Here is a 26,817-nt window from a genome sequence, read left to right on the forward strand (position 1 = left end):
ACACTCCTCGTGGTAAAGAAGCTGATTTCGGTCACTAATTTTATCATAGCCACTTTGCTGTTTGTAGGTGATTCGAATTCAATATGCTGTTGCAATAACCTATATGATGTTGAACATGCCTTATCTGCATGAGGATAACATCAGTTTTAGTTATTTCTTCGTATAGTACACATGGTTCCAATAATCTGCCGTCAGTAAGTTCAGCAAAAAAATTACGAGCCACACTCAATATCTCCTCTACGTACTCCGTCATTTCTTCCTTAGTAGGGTAGTCAGAGCACTCCTTATCTAAGTCTTCTGTTATATCTTTACCGAAGTCAGGTATCGTGAATTCTTCATCCTTCTGCTGCCTAAACCAAAATTTCATGCTGGTTGTAGCGTGGAATATATGCTTCCAGTATTTATGCTTGGCATTCTTCCAAAAATGATCAGGACATACTTCGATAAGATTCTTCAACATTTCTACGGTTGGATCAAACTGTCTTCTTAAAACAGCCACCATCTTATCACTCATGTTCATCAACTCACTTCTCGAAATTTAGAATCTTAACTTTATTCTTGTCCTAAACAACCAAAACCTTCCATTTTGTGATGGTTCATTTGGAAAATTTGTGAAACATACTCAATCACAAACCCAACTGTTACGGGATTTTCCGTTCTTTGAACATCTTGATGATGAATAATTAGCTGAAATTGCTAAGGTATGTGGCGAGCGTACTTATATAAAAGGAGAGTCCATCTTTTTTGAGGGTGAAGAGGGAGAGGAGCACTATCTGGTTCTATCTGGAGTTGCTCACGTGTTGTTGCGTCTAACAGAACAGCACGGAGTGCCCTCTGATAAAGGTGTTCTAATCGATTTGAAATTAACGCATCAACACCTGGCGGATATGACAGGAACGGCGCGTGAGACCGTGACAAAATCATTGCTTGGATTACAGGATGAGCAGTTGATACGTATTGATCAGAGGAAAATACATTATGATACGGCTCCATAGGTAGTAAAAGAAAAGACACCTTGAAGGGTGTCTTTTTACGTTATTGCAGCTTGAAAAGAAGATGCCAACATTATCCCCGACTTTAATGAAAGTTCCCGGTTTCATTTTCCGTGAATTTTCCGTCGCTGTCATGCTGAGATTGCTTGCGGCGATCATTACGGGCTTGTTGTTGCTGTTGGGCTTCCAGGCTGTTTACGGGCGTGGCTTCCAAATCTTTTACGGTGTTGATCAGATTCTTGTCTGGTTTATTTGCGCTCAATTGAAAATTCCTCCTTGATTACCTAATGGTTGTGAATTTTATTATGTGCTGGCTACTGTGTGGCTATTCGTGTTGTATGATCACAATCCATTCGCTGTCCTATAATCATTAGCTCAGAACACGGTTAGATAGGGGAGATATGAGTAAATGATTGTTTCGGAACCTTTTTTAGTTTTGATATGTTGAACGTGTTCTGGTTCCAGAATTTGTATTATTTTCGAAGGGGGACAGGGGCTAGATGCAGGATCTCTTTCTAAATATTTAGGAGGTGAAAAGAGAAACTTCATTTTTTGCAAGCGGTTACAATGATATCTGCAACAAATTAAAATCGGGAGGAAATAAAATGAAAAAAAGAGTTGCAAAGGTAACCAGTATTGTTGTGTTGTTTTCTCTTGCTCTTTCTTTAATAGTAGGTGGATGGACAAATACGGTGGTGCATGCTGCTGGTCTTGCGGTAACAGGCAGTGGAGGCTGGAATGAAACGGCATATGTGGAATGGTCACCTGTAAGCAATGCGACAGGGTATAACGTTTATGTTAAATTGGCAAGTGCAGCGGATTCTGGGTATCAACAAATTAATAATGAGTTAATCCGCAAATATCCTTCCTACTGGAGAGCGGATGCTGTAGGGCTTGCAGCCGGAAATTATGTGATGAAAGTTGAAGCTACGTTGTCAGGGGGTGGGACGGTAAGTGCGGTTTCAAATCCGCTATCCGTAACGTCATATGACCGTTCTGGGTTTGCTTTTTCGACTAGCTCGCAATATGGTACGGGATCAGGGGCTTATAATGAGAATGGAACCCTCAAGAATGGTGCTCAAGTGCTGTATATAACATCTCAGACTGCGCAAACCGTAACCCTTGGTGTGAAAATCAACAGCTCCGGCGCTGTACAAACAGGGGTTGGCCTGGGCGGTATTCTGGCACTGAGACAAAAAGGCTATGATACAACTCCACTTGCGATTCGAATTATCGGAAAAGTTACAGCTGCTGATCTGAGTGGACAGCTTAACAGCAGTGGGTATCTTGAAGTCAAAGGTAAAAACAATTATTCGGAAATGAATATTACTATTGAAGGTATCGGAAATGATGCTTACGCATACGGTTGGGGAATGCTTCTAAGATATGTAGGTAATGTGGAAGTAAGAAACCTGGGTGTAATGTTATTCCCCGACGATGGCATTTCAATGGATTCTGGCAATATGAATGTCTGGGTGCATAATAATGATATTTTTTATGGAGCTGCTGGAGGCGATGCAGACCAAGCCAAGGGCGACGGTTCCACAGACCTTAAAAATGGATCCAACTATATTACAATCTCTTACAACCATTACTGGGATTCCGGAAAATCTTCGCTAGTTGGTTTGAGTGAGCCGGCTGAATTTTTTGTTACCTTCCACCACAACTGGTTTGACCATTCGGACTCCCGTCATCCGCGGATTAGAGTGGCATCCGTCCATATCTATAACAACTTTTTCGATGGTATCTCCAAATACGGTGTGGGTGTTACTACAGGTGCTTCAGCTTTTGTAGAATCTAATTATTTTAGACATGCTAAGTTTCCAATGATGATCTCCTTACAAGGTACAGATGCTTTAGGGGAGGGCACATTCTCAGGCGAAAATGGAGGTGTGATTAAAGCCTATAACAATCTTATTGTAGAGGCTTCAAGTCTCATCTATGCGAATTCAAACACAGGGACAGCTCCTGCTAATGTTACCTCATTTGATGCTTACTTAGCTTCGTCAAGAAATGAAACCGTCCCAAGCTCATACAAAGCATTAAAAGGCGGAACAGCCTATAACAACTTCGACACGAGCGTAAATACAGGAGTGAACGTATCTAATATTGATAACGTAAGCAATGTTGAACAGATTGTTATGGCAAAAGCCGGACGTCTGAATGGCGGAGACTTCACATGGGAATTTAATGATTCAGTGGATGACGTTTCGTATGCGTTGAATACAGCGCTGATGTCTGCAATCAGAAGCTACACAACGGGACTTGTCTCTGTAGGGGGGAATTCAAACCCAACGAACCCGACTCCGACTCCATCAGTAACACCTACGCCAACAGTAACTCCTGTGCCAACAGCGACCCCAGCTCCAACAGCGACTCCAGCACCGACGACAACGCCAGTGCCGACAGCGGGAGCAACCGTTCACAACTTTACTACGGATGGAACAACAAGCAGCTTCTTCAATATTCAAGGCAATCTCTCAACAAGTAAGGGAACTGTGGCCTATCAGGGTTTAACCCTAACCCAATGTCTAAAAATCGAGAGTGTTACCAGCATTCAATTCACTGCTGCTAAAGCTTCAACGCTAACCCTAGTATTCAACACAGAGGGAACGAAAATCAAAGTGGATGGAACAAGTTATCCTATAACCAATGGCATTGCCACTGTCTCTCTAGCCGCAGGTGCACATACCATTACAAAAGATAGTACGGCGAATCTATACTATATGAAGCTGGAATAGGGGAATGGCTGCCTCTACTTTAATATGGAGTATCAGAAAAGCAGAAAAGCGACCTGTAGGGGGCGCTTTTCTTTGCTTTTTCTTATGATCTTATTACTTGAGTTATTGTCGATTCAAAAACTATTAATTTTGTGTTGATTTGATTAATCTTTATCATCAACCAAATCAATAATCTCACGAATATCCTCAATATTTAAAGCTTCTGCAATTTTGCCTATATGACTAAAGTTAATATTCTCCCTTTTTCCATTAGCTAACTCACTTAATGCGGCATGTCGGACATCGGATATTCTGGACAATTCTCGTAGGGAAATCTTACGTTTTTTGGTCAATTCTGAAATTTTCACTATAACTCTCTTTCCCACTTCTAATCCCCTCACTAACTCTGAGTTTTCATCTTGACTATATGCATAAGACGGATTTTCTTTTCATGAGAATAAACCTCTCAGTTTTTAAGAAAGCTGCTGTAAGTAAAGTAAAAGACATCTTAACCGTGTCTTTTACTTTACTATATAAGCACGTTTCAGCACTTCAGGATAGTTGACCAGCTTATACCAATTCTCGGTTATTCCCCATACCGGTCAATCGCCATAGCTGCGGATTTCAGCATGCGCCGCTTAAGATGCTCACCCTCGACGATTTTTACGCGGAGGCCAAGAAAACGGATTTTGGACAATAGGAATTCGCTATCGTCTCTCATGTAGATGACTTTGATTCGATAGATACCCGAATTTTCATCAAAGGACACGGATTTATCAAAACAGGAAAAGGCGTACAGAATTCGTGATAGCTCAGCATTAAAGGTGGGGATGACTTGAATACATGCACATTCCTTCTGATCCTCTAATAATCGTATTATCCTTGCTTTTAAATCATTAATCCGTTTGGCAGGGAAGGGAGCTACTTCAACAGAAATAATGTTTTTTAGTTTAGTGGACATAAGAGAACGTTGCCGGGTGCTGTACCATTGCAGATACCACTCCCGCTTATACATGTTGTATTCCAGCTTATGAGGGAACCCGGTTTGGTCAGTTCGTTGGCCTCCATGCTTAATATGGAAAGTAATAAGGATCGCTTGATTCTGCATGATTATACGGCGGAGTGTACGAAGCATTGGATGATAGACCTGCCGCTCTTTGCTTTTAGCTTTCTCCATAATAATTCCCTGCACTTCTGTGGACGCTTCTGCCTCCAATATGGCGTTCAATTTACTTAAGGTATCCAGTGTAAAAGCTGCTTCTGAGGCCGGGTGCATTAACATGGTTTTCAGCCAGGAACGTTCCTGGGAGGTCAGCGCTAATGAACCCACTTCGTCGAGGCGTGAAATGATTTGGAAGTTAAATATTTTCTCAAATGGATTCATAATAGCTGTGAATCTCCTTCCACTCCGCGATAAACTGCTTACGCAGCCAAGGGGGTTCTAATACCTCGCAGCTCGAACCAAAGCTTCGTAACCACGGCTTAATTTCATAAATACCATTCACTGTGATCTCATAAAGGAATGTAGAATCGGACTCTTCCGTAATTTCTCCCCACTGTCCCTGCGCTTCAACCCGCTCCCGAATAAAATTAACACCCGAGCGATTGGGGTTATAAAATCTTGCCACCACTTTAATCGCACGGGTGGTATCTATAACCCAGCTGTTTGTCATCTGTTCTTCTAGATTGCTGAGTTTCAGAGCAAACTCTGCTTCTTCCACAGTGTCGCCCTCCTCAATTTGAGTAAGGCCCTCCATTCGGAATTTCATGATGCCCATACGTGAATTATGTCCGATTAAATACCAGCGCCCATATTGATGGTCATAGATGACGCGGAGCGGAAGAACAGTTTCTGTGACGCCCCTTGTTTCCCGCTCAAAGAGAGGATTGGTATTCTGAGAGGCGTAGTTTTTGCCCTTTTTAGGGGATAGATATAGAAACTTAATTTTTTTTCGTTGCTGAATCGCTGCAAATATCGTATATAGGTGTGCCTCATCAAGAATACGTGAATGATAATTATATTTGTATCTATGAGTTTCCGTAGCTTCGAGGTTATAACCCCGCTTCCGCAGAACCTTTTTTAAGGTGTCGCGCAGCAGGTAACCTTGCACAGACGGAGTTTGCGTGTTGGCGATGACATCAACATAGTCGTAAAGATCCAAGAGCTGATCGCCGGATAATTGATCAATCAGATCGTTAGCAGCCTTGTATCGATAAGGGCGGCCTTCGTTTACACGAAGAATAACGCCAACTTCCTCAAGGTATTTCAGATCTCCACGGATGGTCTTCTCATCGGGCATTGGATAATGGGTTGGCATTTGCTCACTGCAGACATCCTGTAGATCTTTAGCTGTTAGCTCCTGAGTCTGAAGCGCAGTTAATAATAGAGTAAGCCGGATGCTCTCCGTTTCCTTAAGCGACTTCGCCCGGAACAAGAACAGGAGCAGCGGGTCGGCAGATTCATAGTAGTTATAGCGGAGCCACTCAGAGAGTTCTGTTCCTTGTTCTGTAGGCAGGTCCTGTTGTAAGACGGTTACCATGCCCTTCAGGTTGCGCAGCGTTTTGTCATAGGTATGTACAGAAATGCCGAGACGATCGGCGAATTGTTGTCTGCTGTAAGCTCCCCCCGCTAAAGAGAGCATGCGAAGAAATTGAATCTCCTTATCAAAACTTTCCCGGGCCATTTGTATCCCTCCAGCCTGTAGCGAATCCATTAAAAATAGTAGTACTCATTATATTAAGCACCAGAGTTGAATAAAATGGAAGTGTTTTTGGCCGCCGCCATACTTCCGCCCTGTTCGTTACAGGGAAGATGAGCGAAGATAGATCCATGAAGCCGAAGCAATTCTGATGAGGCGTTCGAATAGTAACAAGGGTAGAGAATAGGGAAGTAACCGATCTGGAGGGATGAAGATGGATCCTATAAACAAGCTTATCCGTGAGCAGCTGGAACAGATTGAACAGGAGGAGCAAGTTACAATATTGTATGCCTGCGAATCAGGTAGCCGGGCGTGGGGATTCCCATCGCAGGACAGTGATTATGATGTGAGATTTATTTATCTGCATAAACCGGAATGGTATCTATCTATTTTTGATAAGCGGGATGTGATCGAGCGTCCTATTAACAATATGCTTGATATCAATGGCTGGGATTTGCGGAAAGCACTGAATTTATTTCGGAAGTCTAATCCACCGCTGCTGGAGTGGCTGCAATCACCCATTCAATATGCAGAAAAGTACAGTACAGCAGAGAAGCTTAGAAGCATTTCCCCGTACACATTTTCACCGAAGTCTTGTATGTACCATTACTTAAACATGGCAAGAGGGAACTACCGTGATTATTTGCAAGGCGAACAGGTCAAGATCAAAAAGTACTTTTATGTACTTCGTCCCGTTCTAGCCTGTGAATGGACTCACCGATATGGAGAGATGCCGCCGATGGAGTTCGATGTACTGGTAGAGCGGCTTATTCCGCAGGATGAAGAGCTGTGGCAGGTGATTCAGCAATTGCTGGCACGAAAAAAATCCGGTGAGGAACTAGACTACGAGCCGCAGCTAACCGCGATTAACGATTATTTAGAAGAACAGTTCCAAGTGTTGGATAAGGTGGCGGCGTCCTTGAATGCTAAGGAGAACAACAGAGATCATCAGCTGGATGCTCTATTTCGAGAAGCTTTACAGGAAGTATGGGGACGGGCCCTATAGAAAGATTGATAGGAGGAAGATGGTAGTGGCTATTGTACAACTGAAATCTACGAATCCAAAATTCACTTTTTTAATTAAAAAAAATCCAGTGACAGGTATGCAGCTTCGTCCGGTTCGTCAGGGAGTGGCGTATGGATGGTATTCTGATGAGGCAACTTATAACGTATATTTTAAGGACGCAGATAACGATATATCCTACAAGCAGAATGGAAGCGAGAGCTTTGAGTATCTAAATGTCTCCCGGTTTAATACACCTCTATTTCCGCTTAATGCGGTCAATGAGTTTTTCTCTACACCCTTCAAAGCCCAGGATGAACGGGATGAAGAAGGATATGAGCATTCTTTTTTCATCAATATGGTTCAGGTTGAGCGGATACACTATATTGAATTTTTCCAAAAGCATTTAAAGGGATATACCTTCTCCTTGCAGCATCAGGCACATAAGAGCTATTCCCTGACGATTACCACACATAAAAGCTTGTATCACCTCTTACATGTTGTTGGTGTGCTGTCCTTGTTCTTATCCATATTTGGGGATGAGTACATAGATATTTCGGATGCTATTTTGGATAAATATATCCGCAGCCTTAACGTCATTGAGGCACCTTTTTATATAAGAAGTCTATTTGCAAGGAATTTCCTTACCTCTAAGGAACGGTTCAAGCGATATAAAGCCTCCATCGAACAAACAGACCAGTATTCTATTGGGCTGGAGTATGGCGGTACTGCGATGCAGCGGCGTACTTTTATTTCGAGTGTGCTTCCATTCAATAAGCCGATTCTGGACATTGGCTGCGGAGAAGGTTTCTATGCAATTCCGTTTGCCGGAAAAATAGAGAGCACCTATTATGCGGTAGATATAGCCGAGGCGTTGCTGGAGGTTGTGAATCGGAAAGCGAAAGCTAAGGACATTGATAACATTGCAACCTTTGGCTCACTGGACCATTTTCTGGAGTCGTACAATGGGGAGCAGGTTGATGTGATTCTAACAGAAGTTGTAGAGCACATGAGTGAGGGTGAAGCGGCAGAGCTTATTCAGCAAATAATCGGTAATGTGAATTTTCAACAGCTTATTGTGACGACACCAAATGCTGATTTCAATCGTTACTATGAGCTGGAAGGATTCCGGCATGAAGATCACAAGTGGGAAATGGGACAGGAAGCGTTCGTGCAGTGGGTTTTGGATACGGTTCAAGGTTTAGCAGTCGAGGTTGAATATTTGATGGTTGGTGACCGGGTTGGCGAGATCCGTACGACGCAATGCGCTATTGTGCGAAGAAAGGAGGAGTAGACAGTGGAAATTCAAACGCGTGTACATACCATATTTCTGCTTGTAGGAGCAACGGAATGCGGGAAATCAACTTTTGCTAAAGAAGTTCTGATCCCGCAGTTAAAACTAGAGGATGCCTCCAAAGGTTTACGTACGAATGTGCAGTATTTATCCTCGGATAGTATCCGCCAGGAGATATTGGGCTACGACTATGATAAGTATGATCAGGTTATGCTGGAGGCGAGTTCGCATACCTTTCAATTATTGTTTGAGAGATTGAAGTTAGTCACTTCTTTTCCGATTAATGCGGAGTTTGTGGTGATGGATACCATTGGGCTATCCGAAGATTACCGTAGTAAAGTCCGTGAGATCGCCGGGCAAAATAATTATAATCTGGAGGTTATTCTGTTTGATTACCGCAAACGGGAGGATTACTACGTCTCGGAGCGCTCGAAGAAGCTGATCTCCAATCATTTAAACCGGCTGAGAAAAGAAGTCCTGCCTGTTCTGTCACGGGAAGGTTACAACAAGATTCATAAAGTGCGTGCTAAAGATTTTATTCTCGAGGGTGAAGGGATACCTAACCCGGACTACCGGGTGATTATACAGGATTGGGATACTTACGCATCTACGGTACTTCTACAAGCACAAGAGTATATTGTGGTTGGGGATGTTCATGAGTGCGTCGAAGAGCTTCAGGGACTATTACGTAATTACGGCTACAGGGTGCACGAAGGTAAGTTAAGTGCAACAGATAAGCTCAGTAACACACGAGTCATTCTTGCTGGTGACTGGATTGATAAGGGCAAAAAGACACGGGAGACGATTGAGTTCTTATTTGATAACCGCGAGCATTTCCTATTTGTTATGGGCAATCACGAGAACTTTGTATACAAGTACGTAAAGGGTGAGATTCAAGGAACCGATCCGGAACTGCTAAGAACGTACTTTGATTCCACCCAAGTGCTTAAGGAGGATACCGCGCTTTTTAGTAAATTTTCGGCTTTAGTGGAGCAATCTCAGCCCTTTTACCGCTATATAGGTATGCAAGGTCCTTCTTTTTATGTTACTCATGCTCCTTGCCGTAATAAGTACATTGGTAAGCTGGATACGAATTCACTACGCCATCAGCGTAACTTTCGGCTGGATCGTGAGGTTTCCTTTGAGGAACAGCTTGATTTCCTAAAGCAAGAGGCTGTGAGTAATCACCCCTTTCATCTCTTCGGACATATTGCAGCCAAGCAGACTTTTCGGATCAAAAACAAACTCCACCTCGACACAGGGAGTGCGCAGGGTAATGAACTAACTTCTGTTCGCATGTCGTTTAAACCTTTCTATAAAAGTCAAAAATCGCATGTGACTACGGTGCACGAAGAGCTACCTATCCTGTTCCGGGAACAGCAAACCGTATCCTTGTTAGAGCTTGATTACGAGTCTGTGCGCAGACTGCAGTATTCCTCGCAGAACCGGGTCAACTTCATCTCCGGGACGATGTCACCTGCGGATAAGGATATGGCTGCCGGTGAGCTTGAGTCTCTGCGAAAAGGGTTGGATTATTTTGCCGAGCGTCGTATATCTGAAGTCGTCCTGCAGCCTAAATATATGGGATCACGCTGTAGTGTGTACCTTTACCGGGATATAGAGCAGTGTTACGCAATTAGCCGGAACGGCTACAAGGTTAAGGCGGTCGATCTGACGCCTATCTACGAACAACTGCTGCATAGATTCGGAACCTATATGGCTGAGCAGGGGATCCGTGTGCTTTTACTGGATGGCGAGCTGCTGCCTTGGAAAGCGCTGGGGGATGGGTTAATTGAGCGTCAGTTCCGGCCGATTAGCAAGGCGCTGGAGACAGAGCTGGATTTCTTAAGACAATATGGATTTGAGGAGTCACTGGGTAAACTGATACAGGATTTTGAAGCAAGCGGGTTTGAACAAGACCAGCACCATATGTCGAAAGAGGCGCTTAACAACAACTATGGGCCTCATGTTTACCAGACTTTTAAGCATGTCCGTGACATAAGAGAATCGTATGTAGATCTTGACCAGCGTGAGGAAGCTTACAGAGTATACAAGCAGCAACTGGAGTTGTATGCGGGTGATGCAGAATTAGCGTACAAACCTTTTGCAATCCTGAAGGAAGTACTGGAGAATGGTGCTGAACGGGTACCTGACGGTAAAACCTCCGAATTATACAGGTTCTTAAATGATGATGAATCTCTGGTTTTGGACTTGAAAGAGCCTGATGCCTACATCAGAGCAGAGGAGTATTTCGCAAAGATAACGGTAGAGAAACATATGGAGGGAATTGTAATCAAACCGGAGCAAGAACAGCAGGGGGTAGTCCCATACATGAAGGTCCGCAATCCGGGCTACCTGTCGATCATCTACGGGTACGACTACAAGTTTCCACATAAGTATGCCAAGCTGATGAAACAGAAGAATATCGCTCCTAAGCTTCGGACGTCCTTAATCGAACACCGGCTGGGCAGACAAATGCTAGAAGTGAAGCTGGATGAGATCTCGTCTGACAACGAGGACTACAAGCAAATTGCAGCAAACCTGTTATTCGAGGTAACGAAAGAGAAAGAGATCGACCCGAGGTTGTAGAGGATTGTTACAGGCGAAGAAACTTGGTTTGCCAATTATGAGAATGAGTTCAGGCTGTCGGGAAGGTCCCGGCAGTCTTTTTTCGTTCGGGGAGGAAGCGGAAACAGCTATCTTGCAACAAACAGACAAATTAATGCAAGAAAACGTAAGATAGTGGTCATAGGCCTTTTTTGATAATAATATGAAACCTGAGAGGAGGAAGCACAACTTGGAAATCATTTTTGAAGAGGACATAGAAATGGACCGGGGTACTACGAAAGTAACAACCCACCCGGCTGAAAAGGAACATTGGGCAAATATCGAAGTAGCCATTCAAACATCGGAGAAACGGATCATGGTCATCAACGCCAAAAATGATCGCAATGTCTCGATTGTATCCAGCTCAATCGCGGTCATAGAGCCGGAAGGCCGTATGTGCAGTGTACGTGTAATTACGGGAGAAATGTTTCTTCTTAATACACGATTGAAATTTGTTGAGGAAGTTCTGAATTCACCTCAGTTTATAAAAATTAATAATCAGACCATAATCAACACCAGCTACATAAAAGAGTTCTCAGCAACGGATAATGCAAGAATAAGAGTGATTTTGACGAATGGTTCTTGTTATTTTGTCAGCCGCTATTATATTAAAAATTTCAGGAGGAACTATCATGGTTAATCAATTAAAAAATTCATTTTTTCAGGTGTTCACTTTAACTTCTTTATGGATAACGCTACTGTTAACTGTGTTTTTCAAGGATCAACCTATTGATATGCTATATCTATGGCGTATTGCAGGTATCGCCATTATTTCCGCGGGGATATTCGGAGTGATGTACAATGTGTTGTGGAACTATTTCACGTTAAGACCGCTTTGGAATATTCTGATTTCTTCGACCTTCAGTATATTTGGTGGAATGGGAATGGTGTGGTTATTCTCAAAAGAAATGTTCAACTTCATAAGCCCCTGGTTGCCTGGAATGTTGTTGTTATCGGTTATACTGCACACTATAGCTTTCTATTTCTACGCCAGAATTAATAGCAGGAAACAAGCTGAGGAGTTAAATAAAATTTTGAAATAACCTCGTTCTAATTGTAAAAACAGGAGGACGCACCTTATCGGTCCGTCCTCCTATCTATTCCTCATAAATACGCCTTAACCCATAATAACGAGCACGTTGTTTTCTGGCGCCATTTTGGCCACCGGGATCAGGTTGCCTTGAATTTCTTCACCGTTAATAACGATATGGGTAACCCCTTTTTGTACACCCTTCTTGTTCTCCACCTGGATGTTCAGCTTCTTCCCACGGAATTCCCGGACCATGGAAAAGTCTGTCCAGTCGGAAGGAACACACGGGTTGAGGCGAAGGCCATCAAATTGCGGTTGAACCCCCATAATGCCTTCCACCAAGGAGACCATCACGGTTGAAGCGGTGCCGGTCAGCCAGTGGACATGCGCTCGGCCTTGATATGGGCTGTCCTTGGACTCGACAAACTGGCCATGTACATAAGGCTCGAGTTTACGGATTTCAGCCTTATCGTTCATGCTGGCCGGACTGCAATTCAGGAAGTATTCGAACGCGCGCCCACCGTTGCCGATCATGGTTTCCGCCAGAATGAGCCATCCCTGCGGCTGGCTGAAGATGCCGCCGTTTTCCTTAGTTGAGGCGTTGAAAAGAGCCATCAACGCTACTGGCAAACCGTATTCACGGAACGGAGGGTAGAATAACATAGTGCCGTAATCGGTCCGCAGATTCTCATACACTTTGTCCATGGCGAGCTTCGCCTGATCCGGGCGGGCTGCGCCGCTTAATACGGCCCAGCTTTGTGGATTGAGCCAGATCTTGGCTTCATCATTCTCCCAGGAGCCGATGGTATAGTTGTCTTCGGTAAATCCGCGGACGAATTGATCGTTCTCCCAAGCGTGTTTTTGAATGTTATCGTCCAGCTCATCAAGCAGGCCCTGGGCCCATTGAATATCTTCAGGCTTGTTCTTATTTTGTGCAATTTCCATGAACACCTTGAATGCCATATACAGCTGGAATGCGACGAACAACGACTCACCCTTGGCTCCAAGCCGTAGGCAATCGTTCCAGTCGGCATGAAGCCCAACCGGCATGCCGTGTGCGCCCATACGATCCAGACTGAACTGAAGTGCCTGGCGCAAATGCTCGTACACTGTGCCCTCGCCTTTATCCGAATAAGGGATTATTTCATCTGTGAAATCCCAGTTGCCACTTTCATTCAAGTATTTAATGACGGTTGGGAACAGCCATAAAGCGTCATCGGCCCGATAATGGGGGTGACCGGTTTCCCGCACGTATTCTGGATCATCCGGTGTGCCCTCATGTCCAGGGTTGTGGTCAAATTTCACCAACGGAAGTCCACCGCCGTTGGAAACCTGGGCGGATATCATCAGTCTTAGACGTTCAAGGGCCATCTCATGATCCAGATGAATGATGCCTTGAATATCCTGCACGGTATCCCGATATCCGAGTCCATTACGAAGACCGGAGTATTGGAAGGAGGCTGCACGTGACCAGATGAAAGTGATAAAGCATTGATATGCATTCCAAGTGTTGATCATGTTGTTCAGGTTATCGCTTGGTGTCTGGACCTGGAAGCGGTTAAGCTTGCTGTGCCAGAATGCTTTTAACTCTTCGAGTTCTTTATTTACCACGGACAAGTCCTTATAATGGCTGAGAATCTCGGAAGCGCCTTTCTCATCATACTGTCCCAGTAGAAATACGATTTCTTTCTCTTCTCCCGGCTGCAAATCTACGTTAATCTGCAGGGCCCCGCAGGAGTTAGTATTGTAGTTTAATGAATTGGAGCATTGGCCGTTCTCAACAGAGGCCGGATTGCCATAACTGCGGTAATCGCCTAGGAACGTATCCCGGTCACCGTCATAAGCGGTAACTTCTGCACCTGCAGCGCCGAAGAATCTCCAGGTTTGTTCTTCGGGGGTGTTTTCATTGATGACTTGAAGGATCATATTATTTTTATAGTAGGTCCGTGAAATAAACAGAGTGTACTGAAGGTTGACGGTATCCTGCTCATAGTTGTTATTGTTGGTTAATTCAACAAATCCGAAGAGAGCCAGCTTGCGTGCTTTGGAGTCATCATTGCGCACCTTCATGCGCCACACCTCGTAGGTTTTGTTCAGTGGTACATAATATAATGATTCTGTATGGATGTTATCGTAGTCCGAGACGATGTTCGTGTATCCGGTTCCATGATGGCATACCGACTTATATTGCTCCAGATCTTTACCCACTGGCTGCCAAGAGCCGGACCAATAATCCCCGTTCTCCAAATCTCTCACGTAAATATAGCGTCCGGGCTCGTCCTTAGAGTTGAAGTGGTAGCGGATATGCCGCCCATTTGCGCCAGACTTTACAAAGCTATAGCCGCCTGCGTTACCTGAGATGATTGCACCGTATTCCGGCGAGCCGAGGTAATTCGCCCAAGGGGCAGGCGTATTCGGCTTGGTAATGAGGTATTCCTTGTTTTTTCCATCAAAATAACCATATTGCATGACCATTCCTCCTATTAAGTGGTTAATGGGCCGATCTATAAACGCGCGTTCACAAAGAGGTGAAATATCCATGTGTAATTTTATTATAAGATACTTTTAGTAAATCGATAACCCTATATTTTAGCGAAAAAACGAACAAAAATGCTAACTTTTTTAGTAGGGTGTAAAGCGAAAGACACCTTAAAAGGTGTCTTTTTTTATTTTAGCGGCAATGTCTACTCCACTAAAACACCATTAACAAACGTCATAGTTTTATCTTTGAATTCAAGAATAAACTTGTTTGGAAAATCTAGATCGGTATGAATCTCCGTCCCCAACATAACTTTTTTGCCTACATCATCAAAGGGATTATGAAGTAAACCTCTAGGCGTATACCTAGTTTCAGAACCGATTACATTATTATTCTCATCGCGGATAAATTTGGTTTTTCCTGAGAACACGAGGTCCTTGCCATTTTCCAAAGTTAGATGAACTTCCAAACGATCCTTTGTTTTCTGATAATCTATGACTACATCTTTAGAGGATACAGGGAAACCGATAACAAAAAGTCCAATAAGGGCTGTAGCCAGTATGAGTACCGATAAGACGGAAAAAATGAGAGTTTTTATATTCTTTTTTTTCACTTTTTTAAAATAATTGAGTTTGTTAACTTCCTCTTTATCAATAATAGGCACACTTAGATTTGCTGTGGCGGTCATTTCATTATAGGATTGAAGGCAGCTTTCACAGGATTGCAGGTGTTTTTCGATTTCTTCGTTACTATGTACAGAGGTTAGCTTTTCAATATAGGAAGGTAATAAATCCTGAATGATCTCGCATTTCATGAAGATCTTCCTTTCATTAATTTTTGTTTTCCACGGTAAAAGGTAACTCTTGCCCAGGTCTCATCTCTGCCAAGAATTTCGCCAATTTCCCGAAAACTGAATTCTCCGGTCAAACGCAGATATAATACTTCTTTGGTATTTGGATCAAGTAAATGAAGTTGTTTAAATAAATCCATTTTGTCCTGAGCAAAAATGAACTGGGATTCTGTTGAATTTGCGTTAGCCAAAGGAGCGTCTTCTAATTCCTCAGACTTCCGCTTGCGCTGCTTGTCCAGCTCCTGATACCACACATGTTTAGCAATTTGACAAAGCCAAACGTATACTTTGCAGGTCCCATCGTATTTATCTATCGATTTTATAGCTCTATAAAAAGTTTCTTGGGTGATTTCTTCTGCCAGCAAATGATTATGACAAAAGCTAAATACGAATTTATATACTTGGGTTGAATATTCCCTGTATAATTGCTCGTTGTCCTCCATCCATTCACCTCCTCAAGTTATATATCCGTAAAAAGCTATAAACGTTACAAGTTTTTTTAAAAAAATTTGATTTATACAATTATCGCCTTTCAACCCCGGTATGTGAGGGAATTAAGGAGGTTCAGCGTTAAGGCTGGTTTCACAGTTGGTTTACCCTTTATAATTACATGAGATCTTATTGTACAAGTTACAAGGGGGTTCATATATGATAACAAAGGTAAACCGGCAGTTAAATGAGGGTCCTAAAATTCAAAAAGAACAAGAGCTTGTTACCAAAATGATTCGTATATATTGTAAGAAAAAACACCATCATAAAGGCTTTTGTAAGGAATGTCAGGAATTAAATGAGTATGCGCTGAAGAGGTTAGCCTATTGTAAGTTTGGTGAAGAGAAAACAGCTTGTGCCAAATGTCCTGTTCATTGTTACAAACCGGATTATCGCCAAAAAATTAAAGGGGTTATGCGTTTTTCTGGTCCGTGGATGCTGCTCTATCATCCCATTGAGTCGATTAGGCATATTCCGCTACCCAATAAATTGAGAAAATAAGTGAAAACCGGACATCATTTGATGCCCGGTTTAATGTATTTTTAGATATCATTCTCCCAGCTTTTCAGCCTTCACCAAAATCTCTCGCAAAACACTGGCAACCCGGCTTTTTCTTCTCTTTACTTTTACACTTATCCGTCTTAACGACTCTTGGTATACGGCGGTATCAATGGGTTCATAGAGCTGTTTGGCGGCAATCCGTAACGTCCTTCTCATTAATATTGCTGATGAACGTGTTGACTTCGTTCGGTATCCTCTGCGCAAGACCCGTATAGTATGTTTGTATTTCTCCAGGTCTTCGTTTGGAGGAACAAGGGCGAACAGATTTAGGGAAGAGTCATTGAACCCGTAGCTTTTGAACATGATTTTTAGATTCTCAATATTTATGAGATTTCCTCTGAAGTGGGTTGGATGTTCTTGGTGAACGCCGACAACTTCTTTGATGCTGTGAAAAGGGATTTTTAATCGATGCAGTCGATACCCAAGATCCCAATCTTCGAGTCCATAGAGGATAAACTGTTCATTAAAACCTCCAGCCCGAGTTAAATGGCTGCGTCTTATGGACACACAACGTGTGACGAGTAACATCCAAGGGGCTACATCTGTGCTGGCAAATTGCTTTTTAGTATTTGGAGGAACTCTTGAGGCAAAGGTGACTTTTGATAACGTCTCCGTCTGCTGAAGGATATCATTGGGTGTGATTATTGGGGTGATTTCAGTCGCTGATTCGAAGTCAGGATTCCATAAGTTAGAAGGCGAAAGTGTATTGCGGCAATGTTCTTTTTCTTCAGGAGAAAAGTCTGGGTAGTAGTGGGTATAAGCGTCATCCCATGAGTGTGGAATACCTGAAATTATCGACTTAGGATATTTACGGTGATACTGGTTTACGATCCTAATGAATTCAGGGAATACCAGAAAATCAGCATCGCAGAAGATGACGTATTTCCCTTTTGCCTGACTCAGCCCCAGATTTCTTACGGCAGAACGGCCGCGTTGTTCCTGCTGAGCGACATAAATAAGCGGATAAGAAGTTTGAAAGCTTTCGACCATTTCCTTAGTACCATCTGTAGAACCGTCATCTGCGACGATCACCTCGAACCGATCCTTCGGATAGGTCTGTGTCTCGAATGAAGTGAGTGTAAGTAGCAGCTGCTGAAGTCGGTTATAGGTTGGAATTATGATGCTGTAACGGATAGCCAGAATGATCACCCCCACCATTTAATAAAAGCCCTTGAATAGGATAAATAATAACAATATATTCAGGGACTTTAGCCTGGTCTAGTCAAACGCCTTTAAGGGTGGAAATAGGCAGGGGACAGGGTTTAGCACGAATCAAAGATTTTATATTTTTGTGAACTTACCTAGCTCCGTCTCATCTCTATTGTAAAGAACCCGCTATATTAGCGGGTTCTTTACTGTCTGTGCGCTTAATTGTAGTAGACAGAATGCTCGGTATATGTGAAGTGCTATTAGTGAGATATAAGAACCCCATATTGTTTAAAAAAGTTGGTGATTTCAGAGATGTCCATCCGTTCATCAGGTAGATCTTCTGGATAATAAATGCCTGGGACCAATGGTTCTTCCTTTGATATCCGCAATAGCTTTTCTGCTTGGACAGCAGCTCCCAAAGCGGTAAGATGAGTCTGACCAAGCGGGTCAGAAATCGCTATTGTCCGTTTAACCCAGTGCCCATTATGATCCAGACCCTTTAGATGAATAAGGATATGATGTGCACTGCCAGTACCAGGATTGTAGAGCAGTCTTCGTCTAAGCGAACGGAATCGGTCTCCGCTGATCATCTTCCATATTCCGCTGTTAACTAGTCCGACAAGGATGGAGGTGGAGGCTTTGCTGTCGAAGGAGATGCGGAAGCTGGCGGAGTCGATATGCCCAGCTGTTGGCAAGGTGACATGATCTGGGGTGTCAAGCCGATAGCATTTTGCTGTATATCCATCTGGAAATTGGACTTTGATGGGGTCAGTCATTGGAAATACAAGACGTTTTCCCCCCCGTTCTGTAATATGGAATGGAATGGTCATACGATCCATGTACGCCGCGGAGTCGGGTCCTGCTTTGTCACGTAGAGAGTACAACGCGTGAATATCAACGGCGACGTTTTGAAGTGTGGCCGAGTGCAGCATGGCGAACAGCGAAGCAGTTCCCGCCATCCATCCCGAAGAAAGCACGATAGGAGCATAGAGGTCTGCTTTTTCTAACTTTGTGATTGATTGTTGGAATATCTCTGTCCAGCGAGTAAGATCGATCAGTGGGATTTTTCTTCTAACTGCAGACATAAGTAGCCGATCCTGCAGATCGTTGACGGAATTGATGATTAGCGATACATTATCGCCTGCATAAAGCAGTGGATCATCCGCATTATTATCAACTACGACTGTTTGTACCCGTGTGGACTCAAAAGGTGCTGCTTTTTGCGGTGACCTTCCTCCCAATATAATCTCGAGATCGGGATGTCGATCGTGTAATATTTGAGCAATTTGTCTGCCGACGGCACCGTATCCTCCTACAATAAGTACCTTTTTCCTATGCATATCTGCAACCTCCGTTTAAATGTTTATATGTTTAAGTTATTTAACATATCGCTTAAAAAAATAGGAATGACAAGTGCTAGTCAGGTTAATGGCATTAGCACTGGCATTCCTCTTCAACGAAATGGACAAGTTGTTTCATAAGCGCTATCGCTTCGTCAAACTCAAGTCTGTAGAACATTTCCGTGCCCTTCTTCTGAACCTTAAGCAGCCCTGCTTGCCGTAATATTTTCAGATGATGAGAGACTGTAGGCCGGGACATGGGGATATGCTCTGCAATTTGGCTCACATTCATACTCTCTTTGTCGATCAGCAATGCAATGATTTGCTGACGTATAGGATCTCCCAAGCCTTGGAAATAGGGGCTTAAATTCTCAAAAATGTGAATCGCCTTCTGATTACTATTAGATTCGTTCATAACTCCCTCCGTTATAATGTTTAATTGTTTAAACGTATCATAATATATTTCAGGGAATAATTCAATGCGTTGATAATCTCCGTTATTTTGGAGGAATCCTAGTTTATTAAATATAATCAAGGGACATATGGATATTTGTATTAAAATTGTGAGGTCATATGGTAAGGCGGTTTTATGGATGAACTCAAGTAAAAAATAATCATGTCCTTAAACAAAAGACACCTCGATGGGTGTCTTTTGTTTAAGGAATTCCAGAAGGTAGCATACAAAGCTCGGCTTATTCGCGGGGATAAAAAAGGATCAATAAGAGGCTGCTCCTTTTTATGTTCTATTTTCCACTAGGTAATAATTTATTCAATAAGATCGCTGCCAATGATGCAGCTAGGATAGGTGAGCCTAATAAATACTGTACGAATGTAGGCAAAGAGTTCAAGTAGTCACCAGGAATGAGTACCAAAGCCAAGGTGATGATCATTGGTAAGGCAATAATGTACATTTCTTTTTCGCCGATGGTTACATTCTTCATTACTTGCACACCATTAATTGCGATGATGCCGCAGATGATGGCGAAGACGCCGCCGATTACAGCGGATGGAATGGAAGAGATCAAAGCGGCGAGTTTACCGGAACAACCAAAGAGGACAAACCATCCTCCTACAGCGAGAAAAACCCGGCGGCTGGCAACACCTGTAATGGAGATGATCCCTGCATTAGTTGAATAACCTGTAACAGGAGTCGAACCGAGCACAGACGCAATAAGACAGCCAATTCCTTCTCCAATTACGCCGCGGTTAATATTTTTGTCTGTCAAAGGTTTATTGATTACATTGCTGACCGCAAACCAGGTGCCTGTTGTTTCAGCCAGCAGCACGATATAAATAATAACCATGGTGATAATAGCTGAAAAATTGAAGGAAAAGCCGAAATCAACAAAAGCGATTCGCGGCATGCTAAACCACTTGGCACTACTTATCGCTGAGAAATCTAAAACGCCCATAATATTAGCCGAAATACATCCAACTACTAACGCCATCATTACGGAAAGAATTCGGAAGACAGATCCTTTATTACGGAACAAAGTACCGAGAACCACAAAAATAAGCAGTGTAGCACCTGAAATAAGGGCTAATAATACATTTTGATTAATTGAAGCCCCGGAGGCTCCGTAGATATTATCTCTGATCGCAACAGGCAATAAAGATAGACCTACAATGAAAATGATTGTGCCACCTACGATAGGCGGGATAAAGTTTTTAACGATTTTATTAAAAATCCCCGCATAACCCAAAATAATAACCAGGATGGCCCCGATTAAGCTGGCACCTAACACGGAGCTCCAACCGAGCTCTCCGCCACCACTAGCTGCATAAATACTGACGATCGCACCCAGCGGAACATAAGAAGGACCTTGAGCGATAGGCAGCTTCATACAGAAATAGGTTTGCACAATCGTTGCAAGTCCTGCGGCAATAAAGGTGGATTGGATTAACGCGCTGGACTGATTGGGCTGTAAGCCGATTAACATCGCAATAAGGAATGGCACTACATAGACATCCATAGCCAATACATGTTGAAAGCCGAGAATGACGGATTTACTAAATGAAACTTTTTCATCGGGTAGGACAGTTAGTAGCTGTGATTCCAAATGTGCTTGCTCTTGTACGTTTGCTTGTGTTTTCACTCCAATGCCCACCTTAAGTTTTCTAGTTTAATTAATCTTTAACGCGAATGAACTTTTTCACCCTGTACCCAGACTTCACGGATATTTTCAGGTCTAGCCAGATACATTATCTTTTGAAAAATATCTTGCAAATCTTCATTCTCATCAAAGACGGGCAATTTCGCCGAGGGTACTTTCGTATCGATTATTTGAACATCCCATGCATAACCTTCTAGTAACCGGCCGATAGGTAAGCTTAAGCTTTCTCCGCCGCCAGCGGTAGCAAGATAAAAGGATTCATGGATCGTAATTCGTGATCCGGGTACTCCGCGGTTTTGTGCAGAAAGTGAGGGATTCACACCATCCTCCAGCATTCTTGAAGACATTACGGCTTGTCTAATGTTGTCGAAGAGACTAGGTGAAAAACCTCCGGAAATATCAGAGCCTAAACCAATTTCAACGCCTTTGGCATGGAAGTCAGCGATCGGAATGACACTATTGGCAAAATACGCGTTGGATATCGGACAATGAGCAATAGCTGTTCCTGTCTCTGCAAACAAATTCACATCATCTTCATCTAAAAAATTACAATGAGCCATGACAGATTTATCACTGAGCAGACCAAAATCATGCAGGGCAAAAGCATCGTTCTTTTGGAATCGTTCTTGCACATAACCGTGCGCCCAATCACTTTCACTGCAGTGCGATTGCACATACGTATCATATTTAGCGGCTAGTTCTCCCAAGCCTTGTAAAGCCTCATTAGTGCAGCTTGGAATGAACCTTGGTGTCACTACTGGATAAACGCCTTGTTTAGTAGATTTAGCGAGTTCTTGTACAGCTAGTATAAATTCTTCCGTATCCACTAGTGCGGTGTGGGTGTCGGAGTCACGATAATTCTCAGGATTTCCCTGTGGATCGTCCATAACCACTTTTCCAACGAGTCCACGTTGCCCTTTTTCCGCACATATTTTAGCCAATAATAGACTGGCCTCTTTATGCACCGTTGCAAAATAAAGTGCTGTAGTTGTTCCGTTTGCGAGCAAAGTGCCAACCACGTCATCGTAGACTTTTTTTGCAAAAGTCAGATCTGAGAATTTAGACTCCAGTGGGAAGGTATAAGTATTTAGCCAATCATAGAGCGGGATATCTAATGCAGTTCCAGATTGAGCCCATTGTGGCGCGTGGACATGCAGATCGATAAAGCCGGGCAAAAAATACTGGCCTTCAGCTAATACATGAAAATTGTCCTGACCTTGATAAGCATCAAGCAAGGGTTGATAGTCGGGGTGCTCCGGTGCAACGATCATTTCTATCATCCCATCCGAATTGATACAGAAGAGATGATCCTTTAAAATTTGAATTTCTTTTGGGGATAGGCTAGAAAATGAAGTGCCTAGGAATATTTGCATATAATTTCTCATGATTTCCGCCTTAATGTTCGTCTTTTGGTGTGCATTCGTTATTATAATCCGTGAAAAAGGATAAGTCCAGACCAAAAGTCGAATAAAGGCGTAATTGACGGATAGGAGGAGCTGAGGAATTGAAAGCGAATATGACACATAGACGTCACGTTCGCTAGGCTAGAATACAGAAAAAGATAGAGGAAAGTAAAAAATGCTGATCGGCTTCGATTTCTTTACGGTTATAGGAAATGAATGCGGTTACTATCTTGTGATATAATAGATGAAATCGATCAATAGTTTGAGAAAATTGGATTAGGAGTGTTGCCTGGATGAGAAGATACAACATTTGGCGCCCGTTGATGTTAATTATTGTTGCTGTACTTACAAAAAGCTTGGTCACTAACCTATGTATTTTGTTTGGTATGCAGGCTGAATCAGCAAGTAGTATGGGGACGCTGGGCATGGTCATTGCCGGTTTAGTGATGTACAATCGCATGACAAATCGCCGACGTAAATAAGCTGGCCGGATAGATTATAAACGTCTGGTTATTATGTTATAGTAAAGATTGAAATAAAACTTGTATCGACCTGAAAAGGAGTACTTCATGACACAGTTTGTCTACAAACAAATTATTGATGACTTAAAAATGAAAATTTTTGCTGGGCAGTTTCCCGATATGAAATTACCGGATGAACGAACGCTTAGTGAAACTTATCAAGTGAGTCGTAGTTCTATTAAAAGTGCTCTGACTAAAATGGCAAATGCCGGCATTATTTTTAAAAAGCGTGGCTCAGGGACATTTATAAATCCTTTATACATAAAAAATGAATCTATTTTTAACTACGAAGGCTCTAATTTAGGTGTCACCGACAATTTTCAAATGAATGGGAAGAAGCCAAAGATTAAAGTTTTGAAATTCGAGGTCATTCCACCAACGGAAGATCTGCAACGGGATCTGTTTTTAGGCCCACATGATTTTGTATACAAAATCGTTCGCTTGCGTCTTTTTGATGATGAACCCTTTATGATTGAAACAGGTTATATCCCAATCAAAATTGTACAGAATTTAAATCAGACCATTATTGAAGGATCTATCTTTAATTATTTGGAGGATTCACGAAATCTGGCGGTAACCAAATCCTTTTTATCGATATCCGCAGAACCCTCTGAGGCTACGGATCAAGAGCTGCTGCATTTGCAGGCGAATGAGCCAGTAAGCATTATGGAAGGGATTTTCTTTTTAGATAATGGCACGCCATTTGAATTCTCCCATATGCGCTTCCACTATAAATACTTAAAATTTAATACCTTTGTGTCCGTTCATTAAAAGTAAGACTGGGGAATTTTTCTCGGTCTTATTTTTTTTATTTTGCGCAAAATAGATGAAGGGCAAGTAGTAAATATCCCCCGCAAACTCCAGCCCATATTTTTACATATATATTAATATTGACTTATTTTTACTGACAATTGACACCGTTTTTCATACTATGTTCATATTTTCACAAAATTGGACCGTATCATTTGTTGAAAAGGTTGAATTAATTTTTCGCGGCGGTATGATGTACTTGTGGAAGAAATTACGGCAATGTAGACACAGAAAAAATTTTGGGGAGTGGAAGAAATGGTATTATCCATGGATGTTGATTACTCATCAAAAACTTATTTAGAGAAGCTTGATGCATACTGGCGCGCAACTAACTACATCTCTGTAGGTCAACTGTATTTGAAAGATAATCCGTTGTTAAGAGAACCGCTGAAAGAAGCAGACGTAAAGATTAAGCCCATTGGACACTGGGGAACTATTCCTGGCCAGAACTTTATTTATGCCCATTTGAATCGGGTCATTACTAAATATGATTTGAATATGTTCTATATCGAGGGTCCCGGTCATGGCGGTCAGGTCATGGTTTCGAACTCCTATCTCGATGGTAGCTATACTGAAATTTATCCGGAAATCACACAAGATATCCCAGGCCTGAAGAAATTGTTCAAACAATTCTCTTTCCCAGGTGGAGTTGCTTCCCATGCTGCCCCTGAAACACCTGGATCGATCCACGAAGGTGGCGAATTAGGTTATTCTCTATCCCATGGTGTAGGTGCAATTCTGGATAATCCAGATTTGATCTCCGCTGTTGTTATTGGTGATGGAGAGGCTGAAACTGGCCCATTAGCGGCTTCATGGTTCTCCAACCGGTTCATCAATCCAGTTACTGATGGTGCAGTTCTGCCGATCTTGCACTTAAATGGTTTCAAAATCAGTAACCCAACGATTCTGTCTCGTCAATCCAAAGAAGAAATTACTGCATACTTTAAAGGTATGGGTTGGGAACCGTTCTTCGTTGAAGGCGAAAATCCTGATCTAATGCATCCGGAAATGGCTAAGGTGCTTGATACCATCGTTGAAAGAATTGAAGCGATTCAAAAGAATGCACGTGACAACAATGACCTGACGCGTCCGGTTTGGCCAATGTTGGTCTTCCGTTCTCCTAAGGGCTGGACGGGTCCAAAGCAATGGGATGGTGTTCCGAATGAGAACTCGTTCCGTGCCCATCAGGTGCCGATTCCAGTGGATCAAAAAAATATGAAGCATGCTCCGGCGTTATTGGAGTGGATGAACAGCTATAGACCAGAAGAATTATTTGATGACAAAGGTCGTCTGAACGCTGAACTTGCTGAGATTCTGCCAACTGGCGACAGACGTATGGGAATGAACCCAGTTACTAATGCTGGCAACCAAATTAAAGATCTAAACTTACCGAATTTCCGTAAGTTCGCACTTGATAATTCCAAACCAGGTGAAGTAATAGCACAAGATATGGCCGTTCTGGGTAAATACATGAAAGATGTTATCTCTCTGAACGAAGAGAACCGCAATTTCAGAATTTTCGGACCGGATGAAACAATGTCCAATCGACTGGGACCTGTCTTTGAAGTAACGAAACGTCAATGGTTGGATCAAGTGATTGAACCGAATGACGAATTCCTAGCTTCTTATGGCCGTGTTATCGATTCCCAATTGTCTGAACATCAGGCAGAAGGTTTGCTTGAAGGTTACGTATTGACAGGTCGCCATGGTTTCTTTGCAAGCTATGAAGCTTTCTTGCGTGTCGTGGATTCGATGATTACTCAGCATTTCAAATGGCTGCGTAAAGCAACAGATCAAAGCTGGCGTGCTGATATTCCATCATTGAATGTGGTAGCAACTTCAACTGTATTCCAGCAAGACCACAATGGTTACACTCACCAAGATCCAGGTTTGCTAGGTCACTTGGCTGATAAAAAACCAGAATTTATCCGTGAGTATTTGCCGGCTGATGCCAACTCCTTGCTGGCTGTCTTTGACACCGTCTTAAATGACCGTCAAAAAATTAACTTGATTGTTTCTTCCAAACATCCTCGTCCACAATGGTTCAGTGCGGATGAAGCACAAGAGCTGGTGGATAAAGGACTGAAGATTATTGACTGGGCAAGCACCGATCAAGGTGGAGAGCCTGATGTTGTCTTTGCTTCTGCAGGTACAGAACCAACTATCGAAAGCTTGGCTGCCATCTCTATCCTGCATGAAAAACTGCCGAACCTTAAAATTAGATATATCAACGTGGTAGACTTGTTGAAACTGAGAAGTCAAAAATTAGATCCGCGTGGCTTATCTGACGAAGAGTTTGATCAATTTTTCACAAAAGATAAACCAGTTATCTTTGCTTTCCATGGATATGAAGGTCTGATTAAAGACTTGTTCTTTGATCGCCATAACCATAACCTGCACGTACACGGATACCGCGAGAATGGCGATATCACAACACCATTCGATATGCGCGTATTGAATCAAATGGACCGCTTTGACTTGGCGAAGGAAGCTGTTCTGAGCTTGCCTAATGCTAACGACTATAAAGCGATCGCAGATGAAATGGATGCTATCGTTAAGAAACATCACCAATTCATTCGTGAAGAGGGTATTGATTTGCCAGAAGTAGAGAACTGGGTATGGAAAGCTTTGAAATAAGCGTATAGCCAGTACCATAGGAAGTAATACAAAAAGACACCTTTAGAGGTGTCTTTTTATTTGTTTAAATAACCATACAAAACAATTATAATCATTTTTTCATCTTTACCACTGTAAAT

General features: G+C 42.6%; 24 protein-coding genes. 11 read left to right on the top strand and 13 right to left on the bottom strand.

Annotated elements, in window-relative coordinates; translation table 11 throughout:
• Window positions 1-43: 43 nt before the first annotated feature.
• A complete protein-coding gene (locus MHB56_RS15475) occupies window positions 44-514 on the bottom strand; it encodes a DinB family protein (RefSeq protein WP_175620008.1) in 471 nt (156 codons plus the stop codon).
• Between the two features lie 283 nt (window positions 515-797).
• On the opposite strand from MHB56_RS15475, the gene MHB56_RS15480 reads away from it, so the two are divergent.
• A complete protein-coding gene (locus MHB56_RS15480; RefSeq protein WP_076303217.1) occupies window positions 798-995 on the top strand; it encodes a helix-turn-helix domain-containing protein in 198 nt (65 codons plus the stop codon).
• A gap of 82 nt (window positions 996-1,077) precedes the next feature.
• On the opposite strand, the gene MHB56_RS15485 is transcribed toward MHB56_RS15480, so the two are convergent.
• A complete protein-coding gene (locus tag MHB56_RS15485) occupies window positions 1,078-1,254 on the bottom strand; it encodes a hypothetical protein (protein WP_169744731.1) in 177 nt (58 codons plus the stop codon).
• Between the two features lie 343 nt (window positions 1,255-1,597).
• On the opposite strand from MHB56_RS15485, the gene MHB56_RS15490 reads away from it, so the two are divergent.
• Window positions 1,598-3,733, top strand: coding sequence for a pectate lyase family protein (locus MHB56_RS15490; protein WP_076303216.1), 2,136 nt, complete (start codon window positions 1,598-1,600; stop codon window positions 3,731-3,733).
• A 143-nt stretch (window positions 3,734-3,876) separates the two neighbouring features.
• Here MHB56_RS15490 and MHB56_RS15495 read toward each other — a convergent pair whose 3' ends face one another.
• The 3 genes from MHB56_RS15495 to MHB56_RS15505 form a co-directional block, all read right to left on the bottom strand.
• On the bottom strand, window positions 3,877-4,098 hold the full coding sequence (locus tag MHB56_RS15495) for a helix-turn-helix domain-containing protein (protein ID WP_076303215.1): 222 nt from the start codon (window positions 4,096-4,098) through the stop codon (window positions 3,877-3,879).
• A 200-nt stretch (window positions 4,099-4,298) separates the two neighbouring features.
• The gene (locus tag MHB56_RS15500) at window positions 4,299-5,096 is read right to left on the bottom strand and encodes a WYL domain-containing protein (protein WP_076303214.1); all 798 of its coding nucleotides are present in this window, start codon (window positions 5,094-5,096) and stop codon (window positions 4,299-4,301) included.
• Window positions 5,083-6,396: a helix-turn-helix transcriptional regulator gene (locus MHB56_RS15505; RefSeq protein ID WP_076303213.1), complete on the bottom strand. Its 1,314-nt coding sequence runs from the start codon at window positions 6,394-6,396 to the stop codon at window positions 5,083-5,085. Before MHB56_RS15505 ends, MHB56_RS15500 begins: the two co-directional genes overlap by 14 nt.
• Before the next feature lie 229 nt (window positions 6,397-6,625).
• Here MHB56_RS15505 and MHB56_RS15510 point away from each other — a divergent pair, with 229 nt between their 5' ends.
• The 5 genes from MHB56_RS15510 to MHB56_RS15530 all read left to right on the top strand — a co-directional run bounded on the left by MHB56_RS15510 (window position 6,626) and on the right by MHB56_RS15530 (window position 12,358).
• Window positions 6,626-7,417 (top strand): nucleotidyltransferase domain-containing protein, encoded by a 792-nt coding sequence (locus MHB56_RS15510; protein WP_076126909.1) that lies wholly within the window; start codon window positions 6,626-6,628, stop codon window positions 7,415-7,417.
• Between the two features lie 25 nt (window positions 7,418-7,442).
• On the top strand, window positions 7,443-8,708 hold the full coding sequence (locus tag MHB56_RS15515; protein WP_248549197.1) for a class I SAM-dependent methyltransferase: 1,266 nt from the start codon (window positions 7,443-7,445) through the stop codon (window positions 8,706-8,708).
• 3 nt (window positions 8,709-8,711) lie between these two features.
• Window positions 8,712-11,297, top strand: a complete 2,586-nt coding sequence (locus MHB56_RS15520; RefSeq protein WP_248549196.1) for a metallophosphoesterase — start codon at window positions 8,712-8,714, stop codon at window positions 11,295-11,297.
• Between the two features lie 208 nt (window positions 11,298-11,505).
• Complete coding sequence (locus tag MHB56_RS15525) at window positions 11,506-11,955, top strand: LytTR family DNA-binding domain-containing protein (protein ID WP_248549195.1); 450 nt, start codon at window positions 11,506-11,508, stop codon at window positions 11,953-11,955.
• Window positions 11,948-12,358 carry a hypothetical protein gene (locus MHB56_RS15530; protein WP_248549194.1) on the top strand — a complete coding sequence of 137 codons (411 nt, stop codon included), beginning with the start codon at window positions 11,948-11,950 and terminating at the stop codon, window positions 12,356-12,358. The genes MHB56_RS15525 and MHB56_RS15530 overlap by 8 nt, the downstream gene beginning before the upstream one ends.
• Window positions 12,359-12,432: 74 nt before the next feature.
• Here the strand turns inward: MHB56_RS15530 and MHB56_RS15535 are convergent, their stop codons facing one another.
• The 3 genes from MHB56_RS15535 to MHB56_RS15545 all read right to left on the bottom strand — a co-directional run bounded on the left by MHB56_RS15535 (window position 12,433) and on the right by MHB56_RS15545 (window position 16,117).
• Entirely contained in the window at window positions 12,433-14,814 is a 2,382-nt protein-coding gene (locus MHB56_RS15535) for a GH36-type glycosyl hydrolase domain-containing protein (protein WP_248549193.1), read from the bottom strand.
• Window positions 14,815-15,029: 215 nt separating this feature from the next.
• Window positions 15,030-15,638 carry a zf-HC2 domain-containing protein gene (locus tag MHB56_RS15540; RefSeq protein ID WP_076126916.1) on the bottom strand — a complete coding sequence of 203 codons (609 nt, stop codon included), beginning with the start codon at window positions 15,636-15,638 and terminating at the stop codon, window positions 15,030-15,032.
• On the bottom strand, window positions 15,635-16,117 hold the full coding sequence (locus tag MHB56_RS15545) for an RNA polymerase sigma factor (protein ID WP_076187044.1): 483 nt from the start codon (window positions 16,115-16,117) through the stop codon (window positions 15,635-15,637). Before MHB56_RS15545 ends, MHB56_RS15540 begins: the two co-directional genes overlap by 4 nt.
• 205 nt (window positions 16,118-16,322) lie before the next feature.
• Between MHB56_RS15545 and MHB56_RS15550 the strand changes: the two genes are divergently transcribed.
• Entirely contained in the window at window positions 16,323-16,664 is a 342-nt protein-coding gene (locus MHB56_RS15550; protein ID WP_341143728.1) for a nitrous oxide-stimulated promoter family protein, read from the top strand.
• A 48-nt stretch (window positions 16,665-16,712) separates the two neighbouring features.
• On the opposite strand, the gene MHB56_RS15555 is transcribed toward MHB56_RS15550, so the two are convergent.
• From MHB56_RS15555 to guaD, 5 genes are all read right to left on the bottom strand, one after another.
• On the bottom strand, window positions 16,713-17,864 hold the full coding sequence (locus MHB56_RS15555) for a glycosyltransferase (RefSeq protein WP_248549218.1): 1,152 nt from the start codon (window positions 17,862-17,864) through the stop codon (window positions 16,713-16,715).
• A gap of 269 nt (window positions 17,865-18,133) precedes the next feature.
• On the bottom strand, window positions 18,134-19,213 hold the full coding sequence (locus tag MHB56_RS15560) for a saccharopine dehydrogenase (RefSeq protein ID WP_341143729.1): 1,080 nt from the start codon (window positions 19,211-19,213) through the stop codon (window positions 18,134-18,136).
• A 94-nt stretch (window positions 19,214-19,307) separates the two neighbouring features.
• Complete coding sequence (locus MHB56_RS15565) at window positions 19,308-19,628, bottom strand: ArsR/SmtB family transcription factor (RefSeq protein ID WP_076126921.1); 321 nt, start codon at window positions 19,626-19,628, stop codon at window positions 19,308-19,310.
• A 328-nt stretch (window positions 19,629-19,956) separates the two neighbouring features.
• Entirely contained in the window at window positions 19,957-21,309 is a 1,353-nt protein-coding gene (locus tag MHB56_RS15570; RefSeq protein WP_076192601.1) for a uracil-xanthine permease family protein, read from the bottom strand.
• Window positions 21,310-21,347: 38 nt separating this feature from the next.
• A complete protein-coding gene (gene guaD / locus MHB56_RS15575; protein ID WP_248549191.1) occupies window positions 21,348-22,712 on the bottom strand; it encodes a guanine deaminase in 1,365 nt (454 codons plus the stop codon).
• A gap of 311 nt (window positions 22,713-23,023) precedes the next feature.
• Here guaD and MHB56_RS15580 point away from each other — a divergent pair, with 311 nt between their 5' ends.
• From MHB56_RS15580 to MHB56_RS15590, 3 genes are all read left to right on the top strand, one after another.
• Complete coding sequence (locus MHB56_RS15580; protein ID WP_036687195.1) at window positions 23,024-23,212, top strand: hypothetical protein; 189 nt, start codon at window positions 23,024-23,026, stop codon at window positions 23,210-23,212.
• A gap of 87 nt (window positions 23,213-23,299) precedes the next feature.
• Window positions 23,300-24,022 carry a GntR family transcriptional regulator gene (locus MHB56_RS15585; protein ID WP_076206068.1) on the top strand — a complete coding sequence of 241 codons (723 nt, stop codon included), beginning with the start codon at window positions 23,300-23,302 and terminating at the stop codon, window positions 24,020-24,022.
• A 294-nt stretch (window positions 24,023-24,316) separates the two neighbouring features.
• Window positions 24,317-26,698 (top strand): phosphoketolase family protein, encoded by a 2,382-nt coding sequence (locus MHB56_RS15590; RefSeq protein ID WP_339189124.1) that lies wholly within the window; start codon window positions 24,317-24,319, stop codon window positions 26,696-26,698.
• Window positions 26,699-26,817: the final 119 nt, after the last annotated feature.

Origin of the sequence: Paenibacillus sp. FSL H8-0315 (assembly GCF_038005365.1) — a bacterium.
GTDB classification, from domain to species: Bacteria; Bacillota; Bacilli; order Paenibacillales; family Paenibacillaceae; genus Paenibacillus_AQ; species Paenibacillus_AQ odorifer.